The sequence below is a fragment of the Streptomyces sp. NPDC057249 genome, assembly GCF_042669245.1.
Classification (GTDB): Bacteria; Actinomycetota; Actinomycetes; order Streptomycetales; family Streptomycetaceae; genus Streptomyces.
The window spans coordinates 104,541-111,875 of the sequence record NZ_JBHUXS010000023.1 but is presented as its reverse complement, the minus strand read 5'-3'; the positions used below and the strand labels follow the sequence as shown (position 1 = coordinate 111,875).

The 7,335-nt window shown below is 75.1% G+C and carries 7 protein-coding genes; 3 read left to right on the top strand and 4 right to left on the bottom strand.

The window, feature by feature from the left end; genetic code table 11:
* On the bottom strand, window positions 1-211 hold a 211-nt coding region (locus ACFUJY_RS31430), incomplete at its 3' end, for a leucine zipper domain-containing protein (protein ID WP_383305853.1).
* 255 nt (window positions 212-466) lie between these two features.
* Between ACFUJY_RS31430 and ACFUJY_RS31425 the strand changes: the two genes are divergently transcribed.
* Window positions 467-1,555 (top strand): WD40/YVTN/BNR-like repeat-containing protein, encoded by a 1,089-nt coding sequence (locus ACFUJY_RS31425; protein ID WP_383305851.1) that lies wholly within the window; start codon window positions 467-469, stop codon window positions 1,553-1,555.
* A gap of 16 nt (window positions 1,556-1,571) precedes the next feature.
* Here ACFUJY_RS31425 and ACFUJY_RS31420 read toward each other — a convergent pair whose 3' ends face one another.
* Window positions 1,572-2,249, bottom strand: coding sequence for a uracil-DNA glycosylase (locus ACFUJY_RS31420; protein WP_383305849.1), 678 nt, complete (start codon window positions 2,247-2,249; stop codon window positions 1,572-1,574).
* Between the two features lie 83 nt (window positions 2,250-2,332).
* Here ACFUJY_RS31420 and ACFUJY_RS31415 point away from each other — a divergent pair, with 83 nt between their 5' ends.
* Together ACFUJY_RS31415 and ACFUJY_RS31410 are read left to right on the top strand one after the other, a co-directional pair.
* Complete coding sequence (locus ACFUJY_RS31415; protein WP_383305847.1) at window positions 2,333-3,343, top strand: N-acetylglucosamine kinase; 1,011 nt, start codon at window positions 2,333-2,335, stop codon at window positions 3,341-3,343.
* Window positions 3,344-3,480: 137 nt separating this feature from the next.
* Window positions 3,481-4,404 carry a sirohydrochlorin chelatase gene (locus tag ACFUJY_RS31410; protein ID WP_383305845.1) on the top strand — a complete coding sequence of 308 codons (924 nt, stop codon included), beginning with the start codon at window positions 3,481-3,483 and terminating at the stop codon, window positions 4,402-4,404.
* Between the two features lie 73 nt (window positions 4,405-4,477).
* On the opposite strand, the gene ACFUJY_RS31405 is transcribed toward ACFUJY_RS31410, so the two are convergent.
* Window positions 4,478-5,524, bottom strand: coding sequence for a lactonase family protein (locus ACFUJY_RS31405; RefSeq protein ID WP_383305843.1), 1,047 nt, complete (start codon window positions 5,522-5,524; stop codon window positions 4,478-4,480).
* Between the two features lie 112 nt (window positions 5,525-5,636).
* Window positions 5,637-7,130 carry an FUSC family protein gene (locus ACFUJY_RS31400; RefSeq protein WP_383305879.1) on the bottom strand — a complete coding sequence of 498 codons (1,494 nt, stop codon included), beginning with the start codon at window positions 7,128-7,130 and terminating at the stop codon, window positions 5,637-5,639.
* Between the last annotated feature and the right edge of the window lie 205 nt (window positions 7,131-7,335).

The following is a 7,335-nucleotide window of genomic DNA, read 5'->3' as shown; positions in this document are numbered from 1 at the left end:
GGGTCTGGCGCGGGCTGTGGTGCGGGCGGCTCGAACGGTCGGTCATGCCGGCCTCGCCGAGGAGGCGGTAACGGTGTGCCCAGCGTTGGGCCGTGATGGGTGAGACCTGGAAGCGTTCGGCAGCCCGGCGCAGGGGCCAGCCGTCCTCGACCACGCAGCGCGCCAGACGCAGGCGGCCGGTCTCGGTCAGGGGTGCATTACGGTGGGGCACGAGGGCCTTTCTGGTCGGTGTAGACGTCGCAATCCACACCGAACCCGGAAGGCCCTCACCCATTCAAGAACCCACAGCCGAGACCTGCCTCACCCGTCCACAACCTCCCGGGACAGAACAGCTAGGGCCTGTCCGACAGGCCCTGGTCCTGGTCCGCCCGGACCGGGACACCCCGGGCCGTGGTCCGGGCCGCCGCGGGTGCCGGGGTGCAGACTGACCGATATCCGGCACATCGGCGTTTCGGGAGGTTCGGTCATGACCGGGGTACTGCTCACCGTGGGCACCCGCAAGGGGCTCTTCATCGGCCGCGGGCGCGGCGGCACGTGGGAGTTCGACGGCCCGCATTTCAACGCCCAGGCGGTCTACTCGGTCGCCATCGACACCCGGGGCGACCGGCCCCGGCTGCTGGTCGGCGGGGACAGCGCGCACTGGGGCCCGTCCGTCTTCCACTCCGACGATCTGGGCGCGAGCTGGGTGGAGCCGAAGATCCCGGCGGTGAAGTTCCCGGAGTTCACCGGGACCTCGCTGGAGCGGGTGTGGCAACTGCATCCGGCGGGGCCCGAGGCGCCGAACGTCGTCTACGCGGGCACGGAGCCGGCCGCGCTCTTCCGGTCCGAGGACGGGGGCGAGTCCTTCGAGCTGGTGCGCCCGCTGTGGGAGCACCCGACGCGTTCGCGGTGGGTGCCCGGCGGAGGCGGCGAGGGACTGCACACGATCCTGACCGACGAGCGGGACGCGCGCGCCGTGACGGTCGCGGTCTCCACCGCCGGGGTGTTCCGGACGTCCGACGGCGGCGAGAGCTGGGCCCCGGCCAACAAGGGGGTGTCGGCGGTCTTCCTGCCCGACCCGGACCCGGAGTTCGGCCAGTGCGTGCACAAGGTCAGCCGGGACGCGGCCGACCCGGACCGCCTCTACCTCCAGAACCACTGGGGCGTCTTCCGCAGCGACGACGCCGGGGGCAACTGGACGGACATCGGCGCGGGCCTGCCCTCGGACTTCGGCTTCGCCGTGGCCGCCCACCCGCACCGCGCGGACACCGCATACGTCTTCCCCATCAACGCCGACGCCGACCGGGTGCCGGCCGAGCACCGCTGCCGGGTCTTCCGGACCACCGACGCGGGCGCCCACTGGGAGCCGCTGTCGGCGGGCCTGCCCGAGAGCGCGCACTACGGCACGGTGCTGCGCGACGCGCTCTGCACGGACGACGCGGACCCGGCCGGGGTGTACTTCGGCAACCGCAACGGCGAGTTGTACGCCAGCGCGGACGACGGGGACAGCTGGGAGCAGCTCGCCTCCCACCTCCCGGACGTGCTGTGCGTACGGGCGGCTGCGGTGGAGCTGTGAGCGCCGCGGAAGCCCCTTACGGCAGGCGCCAGTCGACCGGCTGGGAGCCCTGCTGGACCAGGAGTGCGTTGGCCCGGCTGAAGGGACGCGAACCGAAGAAGCCCCGGTCCGCCGACCTCGGCGAGGGATGGGCCGACTCGACCGACGGGTAGTCGCCCAGCAGGGGCCGCAGATTCTGGGCGTCGCGGCCCCAGAGGATGGAGACGAGCGGGGTCCCTCGCGCGACCAGCGCGCGGATGGCCTGTTCGGTGACCGCCTCCCAGCCCTTGCCCCGGTGGGCGCCCGCGCGACGCGGTGCGGTCGTGAGCGCCCGGTTCAGCAGCAGTACGCCCTGTCGCGTCCACGGCGTCAGATCGCCGTTGGACGGACGGGGCAGCCCGAGGTCGGTGTGCAGCTCGCGGTAGATGTTCTCCAGGCTGTCCGGAATCCGGCGCACCTCGGGGGAGACCGCGAAGCTCAGCCCGATCGCCATTCCCGGTGTGGGGTAAGGGTCCTGACCGACGATCAGGACCCGTACGTCCGCGAAGGGCTGCTGGAACGCGCGCAGCACGTTCGCCCCGGAGGGGAGGTAGGTGCGGCCGGCCGCCACCTCCGCGCGCAGGAAATCGCCCATCTCGGCGATGCGCCCCGCCACGGGGGCCAGGGCGTCGGCCCAGCCGGGCTCGACTACTTCGTTCAACGGTCGCGCTGTCACGGAAGATCACCCTACCGGCGCAACGCGGCGCCCCGGGGTTAGGGTGCTGCCGTCCCTCACCTTCTCGTCCCGGGAGCCGGTCCATGACGTCGCACGGACAACCGGGCACCTGTGTCATCGGTGTGGATTCGGGCGGCTCCGGGCTCCGGGTGGCGCTGGGCACGGCGGAGGCCGACGCCCCGCTGTCCACCGTCGCGTGCGGCGGTCCGGTGCGCACCGGACCGCGCGGCATCGACGCCGCGCATCTCCTGGAGCAGGTGCTGCCCGCCGTACGCGGCCTGCTCGACGAGCACGCCCCCGGTGGGCGGATCACCGCCGCGGCGGTCGGCGCCGCGGGGATGGCCACGCTCGGCGACGAGCTGCGCGCCGAACTGCCGGGCGCCCTGGCGGACGCGCTGGGGGTGCGCCGGATCGCCCTCGCGGCGGACGCGGTGACCGCGTACGCCGGGGCGGTCGGGCAGCGGCCCGGGGCCGTGGTGGCCGCCGGCACCGGGCTGATCGCGCTGGGCACGGACCTGACGCGGTGGCGGCGGGCGGACGGCTGGGGCCACCTGCTGGGCGACAGCGGGGGCGGTGCCTGGATCGGGCGGGCCGGGCTCGACGCCGCGATGCGCGCCCACGACGGGCGGCGCGGCGGTTCGTCCGCGCTGCTGGCCCGGCTGGAAGCGGTGTTCGGGCCGCCGCAGGAGCTGCCCGGTCTGCTCTACCCGCGCGCCGACCGCCCCGCGCTGCTGGCCTCGTTCGCGCCGGAGGTGGCCGCGTGCGCGGACCGCGACCCGGTCGCCGAGGGCATCCTGCGGGGAGCCGCCGCGCACATCGCGGAGGCCGCCGCGGCGGTGTGCCCGGAGGCGGCGGCGGACGAGGAGGCCTGCGAAGTCGCTCTGACGGGCGGGCTGTTCCGGATGGGCGAACCGCTGCTCGGACCGCTGCGCGAGGAGCTGGCGCGGCTGCTGCCCCGGGCTCGGGCCGTCCCCGGTTCGGGTGATCCCCTGATCGGTGCGCTGCGCATCGCCCAGGCCCTGGCCGCCGGACGGCTCAGGCTGCCGCACCACGCGACGCTGCTCTGCGTTCCGGCGCCGGGGCCCCGGCCGTAGGGCGACGGGTGGCGGACGCTGACGACAGATCAGGGCAGTCTCCGGGTAAGCCACTGATCGGATAAAAGCGGACAGAGGCCGCTCGACCGGACCCTCCCCGCGCAGGCCACCGTCCAAAACCAGTAGCATGCGGCGCCATGAGCACCCCCACTGGGCCCGCTTCCGGCCTGCCTGTACGAATGCCGCGACCTCGCCAGTCCGGACGGCACCGCCGCCCGGAGCCCGTGGTCGCACCCGAGGGCGCTGCCGCGCTCGTTCTCGCCGTTCCCGGTACCCCCTCCTCGACGAGCCGCAGTCTGGCCGAAGAGGTCGTCAGCATCGCCCGTTCCGAGCTGCCCGGTCTGAACGCCCTGATCGGTTACGTGGACGGGGACGACGCCGAGTACCCGGCACTGGCCTCCGTGATCGCGCATTCCGCCGCCGAGCGCACCGCGCGCTACGAGCAGGCGCTGGCCGTGGGCCGTGAGGTCGCCGAGCCCGAGGGCCCGGCCGCCGTGGTGGTCCCGCTGCTCGCGGGCCCGGACACCTCGCTGGTGCAGCGGATACGTCAGGCGATCACCGACAGCGAGGCCCCGGCGGAGCTGACCGACGTGCTCGGCCCGCACCCGCTGCTGGCCGAGGCGCTGCACGTCCGGCTTTCGGAGGCCGGGCTGGCCCGCGCGGACCGCGCCAGGCTCTTCACGGTGGCGACGGCCGCCGACGGCATCGTGCTCGCCACGGTGGGCGGCGAGGAGGCCGTGCAGGCGGCGGGGATCACGGGCATGCTGCTCGCGGCCCGGCTCGCGGTGCCGGTGATGGCCGCCGCGCTCGACGTGGAGGGCTCGGTCGCCGCGATCGCCGATCAGCTGAAGGGCTCCGGCTCGCTCCAGCTGGCCGTGGCGCCGTACCTGGTGGGCCCCGAGGTGCCGGAGGAGCTGCTGGACGCCGCGGCCAAGGAGGCCGGCTGCGCGAGCGCCGAGCCGCTGGGCGCGTACCCGGCGATCGGCAAGCTGGTCCTCTCGATGTACACCTCCGCCCTCGGGATCGCTCCCGCGGTGGCGCAGGGGGCGCAGGCCCGCTGACCCTTTCGGCATGAGCGGCGCCCCGGCCCGGACGGCAGTCCGGCACCGGGGCCCCGGTCGTGTCCGAGGGGGATCAGCCGAAGACCACGCAGGAGGCCGCCGGGGCGTCCAGGGTGCCGTCGTGGCGCGGGACACCGGTCTGTGGGTCCACGGTGAACCAGGCGACGTTCCCGCTGCGCTCGTTGGCCGCGTACAGCCGGCGCCCGGCCGGGTCCAGCGCGAGGTCGCGGGGCCAGTGCCCGCCGCAGCCCACGGTCGTGACCAGGGACGGCTTCTCACCGGTCGCGTCGAGCGCGAGGACGGAGATGCTGTCGTGGCCCCGGTTCGCCGCCCACACGAACCGGCCGTCGTGGGCGACGACGACCTCGGAGGCGTAGCTCTCGCCGGTCGCGTCCTCGGGGAGCACCCGGGTCTCGCCGACCGGCTCCAGGACGCCGGCCGCGGCGTCCCAGCGGCACACGGTGAGCGTGGGTTCCAGCTCGTTCAGCACATAGGCGTGGCGGCCCGAGGGGTGGAAGGCCAGGTGGCGGGGGCCGGTGCCGGGGCGCAGGGCCGTCTCGCCGTGCGGGCGCAGCTCGCCGGTGGCCGGGTCGACCACGCTGACGCGTACCGAGTCGGTGCCGAGGTCGACGCCGAGCAGCCAGGCCCCGGAGGGGTCGGGCAGGACCTGGTGGGCGTGCGGGCCCTCCTGGCGGTCCGCGACCGGTCCGCCGCCCTCGTGCGCGAGGACGGCGGCGACGGGGCCGAGGGTACCGTCCCCGGCGACGGGCAGCACGCTGACGCTGCCCGAGCCGTAGTTCGCGGTGACCAGGTGGCCGGCGGCGAGGGTGAGGTGGGTGGGGCCGTCGCCGTCCACCGCCCGGACCCCGCCGAGCGGACAGGGCTCGTCCGTGGTCACGTCCAGGGCCGCCGCGCCGCCCGGCTCGGTCTCGCTGACCGCGTACAGGACCGTGCCGCCGGGGCCCAGCGCCAGGTAGGAGGGGTCGGGCACGGCGTCCGTGGCCCCCAGGACGGTGAGCGCGCCGGTCTCCGCGTCCACGGCGGCGACGGTGACGCCCCGCCCTCCGGCCGAGGTGAACGACCCGATGAATGCCCGTCCCGCTCCGTTGCTGCTGTCCACCGCTGCTCCTCCCCGCCGGCTGTGCGCGGCGGACGTGGCCGTCGTGATCTTTGCCGCGACGGTAGCAGGGCGAGGCGTGGTCCAGACCAGGGGTGGTGGGTCGGGACAGCCCTCAGGCCGTGACCAGGGGTGCGCTCGGCGGGCTGTGGAGCGGCGCGGCGAGTTCGGCGAGCGCGCGTTCCAGGCTGTGCAGGTGGGCGAGGGCGGGTTCGGTGGCGGCGGGGGGCGCCGGGACGGCGGACGCGACGGTCGTGCGCCCGGTCAGCGCCTCCACCGCGTTCTCGACGCGCCAGCAGGCGGCGGCGAGCCGGGCGTCGTGGGACGCCTCCGGGTCGGCGGCCACCGAGGCGAGGCCCCGCACCTCGCGGGCGCACTCGTCGAGCAGGGCCAGCACGTGTCCGGCCCGGGCCCGGCGGGCGCGGAGCGGGCTCAGCGGGTGGACCAGCGGGGCGAGCGAGAGGCGGACGCGCCCGAGAAGCGCTTCCAGCTCCGTGACGCGCGGGGCCGGGTCGGCGGTGGCGGAGCCGGAGAGCCGGGCGGCGGCCTCCTCGGTGCAGGCGTGCACGCAGCGCAGGGCGCGCTGGATCCAGGCGTCGGTCGTGGCGTGCGTGGTGACGGGCAGGACGCACAGCACCGCGAGCATCGCGCCGAGCGCGCCGACAGCCGTCTCGCCGAGCCGCAGGGCGAGCAGCCCGGGGTCGAGCACGCCCAGCGCGCCGTAGAGCGCGCCGGCCATGACCGTCACGGAGAACATCATCCAGGTGTAGGAGACCGCGGCCGTGTAGAAGATCCCGAAGACGCCGGCGGCGACGACGAGGGCCGTGGGCACGGGCGCCCCGTGCAGCGGGACGACGACGGCGAGGCCGACCGGGATGCCGATGAGCGTGCCCAGCACCCGGCGGAAGCCGCGTACCAGGGTCTCGCCGCGCGAGGCGGTGTTCACGAAGACCCACCAGGTGGCGCCGACGGCCCAGTACCAGCGCTGGTCGGACATCAGCTGCCCGGCCATGAGCGCGACGGCTCCGCCGGTGACCGCCTGGACGGCCTGGCGGGTGGTGACCCTGGCCAGGCCGGTGCCGGAGGGCGGGGCGGGGACGGTGGGGACGGCCGACCGGCGCTCGTAGCACCAGAGACCGAAGCGGACGGCCGACGCGGAGAGCAGGGACAGGGCGACGGCGGAGTAGAGCTCGGGGAGCTGCCCGGGCAGGGTGTGGAGGAACTGGGTGGTGAAGAACGCCATGAAGGCGAAGACGCCGAGGGAGTGCCCGCGCGGCCCCCACCGCCTGGCGTAGACCCCCGCGCCCATGACCGCGAGGAACGCGGTGTCGCGGGCGAGCGGGTGGTCGTGGAGCACGGCGGCGAGCGCGAGCACCGGGAAGCCCACGGCGGGCAGCAGCGCGGTGGTGACCGCCTGGCCCCGGACCGTGGGGTCGGTCACGGTGAACAGCGCGAGGAGCGCGGCCAGGCCGCCGGTGACGGCCGCCACGAGCGAGTGGCCGACGAGCCCGCACACCACGACGGCGAGCCCGATGCCGAGCACCGCGCGACCGGCGAAGCGCAGGCGCAGCCGTCCCGGGTCCCGGGCCACGAACGCTTTCCTGAGCAGCACTGCCGCTCCCCCACTCCGGTCCACCGGCTCTCCGTTCCAGGCATGAAAAAGGCGCCGCGGAGGTCCGCAGCGCCATCGACGGATACATCAGACCATCCGAAGGGCGGTTGGCTCAAATTGAACTCGATTCACTGGACCATTGGTACACCCAAGGGCGCCTCCGGGCGACCAGTCGCCGGCCAACGGACCAGCGGTGGCAGCC